The organism is Vibrio sp. 10N.222.48.A3 (genome assembly GCF_041475345.1).
In the GTDB taxonomy this organism is placed as follows: domain Bacteria; phylum Pseudomonadota; class Gammaproteobacteria; order Enterobacterales; family Vibrionaceae; genus Vibrio; species Vibrio tasmaniensis_A.
In genome coordinates, this window is sequence record NZ_JBFRVX010001397.1 from 1 (window position 1) to 1,591 (window position 1,591).

The 1,591-nt window shown below is 46.3% G+C and carries 2 protein-coding genes; one reads left to right on the forward strand and one right to left on the reverse strand.

The genetic code is table 11. The features are described from left to right. Nucleotides 1–873, forward strand: an 873-nt coding sequence (locus AB4653_RS26645) for an FAD-dependent oxidoreductase (protein WP_372105734.1), incomplete at its 5' end; no start/stop codon positions are given. A 202-nt stretch (nucleotides 874–1,075) separates the two neighbouring features. Here the strand turns inward: AB4653_RS26645 and AB4653_RS26650 are convergent. Then, the coding region (locus AB4653_RS26650) for a sodium/glutamate symporter (protein ID WP_372105735.1) at nucleotides 1,076–1,591 on the reverse strand (516 nt) is incomplete at its 5' end.

The following is a 1,591-nucleotide window of genomic DNA, read 5'->3' on the forward strand; positions in this document are numbered from 1 at the left end:
TCAAAGTTGGTATTAGCGACGGGCGCGACGCCTTTTATACCACCAGCGGAAGGGCTTAAACGCAGCGCAACCATTACGTTAAATAGTTTGGAAGAGTTCGATAAACACAAAGCTCAGATCGATGGCGCTCAACGCATCACCGTGATGGGTGGAGGCTTGATTGGGGTCGAGCTCGCATTCGACCTTCAAACTGCGGGTAAAGATGTCACGATTATCGAACCCGCAAGTTATCTATTGAATAACCTAGTGCCACCTTTCGTTTCGCTTGAATTGGAAAGGGAACTGACAAAAGCAGGGGTTACCGTCGAAACCGATTCTGCAGTGTGTCGCGCAACGTATCTTTCTGATGGAGTGAGGTTGCAAACCAATTCTTCTCGATTGATACGAACCGATATCGTGATTGCCGCAGCAGGGCTAAGACCAAACACGCAGTTAGCCACACAAGCGGGAATAGAAGTAAACAAAGGGGTTGTGGTCGATACCATCATGAGAACCAGTGTCGAAAATGTGTATGCGATTGGTGATTGCGCTGAAATTGAAGGGCGCGTGATGGCCTATTTGCAGCCAGCAATCTTATCGGCAAACGTGTTGGCCAAGCAGTTAACTAAGGATAAAGGCGAGATCAAAGTGGGCGATGCAAAGCTCAGCTTGCCTCATATGATCACCAAGGTGAAAACACCGAGTTACCCGATTCAGCTGGCAGGGCGCGATATTCACACAGCTCAGAGCTGGGAAACTCGATTCGATCCTAAAGGCATTGTCGCCAAAGGCTTCAATGAAGATAACCAGTTGGTTGGATTCATTGTCACGGGAGAGCACATCAAGGCTGCATTTCCTTTACTAAAGGAGTTGCAAATCAGTTCACCATCATAAGTACAAAGGTGTAAAAGCAGTCGACTCATTACATATGTTCGGCTGTATTCAACGCAAAAATACACATCAAATTCGGGAAAATTTGATGCTTATACTAGAGCAACTCGAGTATAAGCAAGCAATAAAAAAGCCAGTCAACAGACTGGCTTTCTTGTGTTCATCTTAGTGCGATGAGCTCATCGCGTTTAAGCAAAGGCGAACATTAACCGATAAACGAGATGTAACCTTGAAGGATAATCAGGTTAACGATATCGATAAAGAAGGCACCAACAATTGGCACCACCATGAAGGCTTGTGGCGATGGACCAAAACGGTTCACCAAAGAGCCCATGTTCATTACCGCTGTTGGTGTTGCACCTAGGCCGAAACCACAGTGACCACCTGCCATAACCGCTGCGTCGTAGTTAGAACCCATTACTTTAAACGTCACAAAGTAAGAGAAGATACCTAACACCACCGCCTGAACCGCAAGGATAACCAAGAACGGAATCGCAAGGTCAAAGATGTTCCAAAGCTTAAGGCTCATTAGCGCCATTGCTAGGAACAGTGACAATGACACCGTACCAAGAATATCGACCGTTTCGCTGTCAGTCTTATGCAGCTTGGTCACTTCAAACACGTTAGTGATGAACACACCGATAAACAACGCGTAAACGAAGTCAGGAATCATCAACCAAGAAATTTCAAAAGTCGCCACCCACTGCTCTAGGTACTTCGC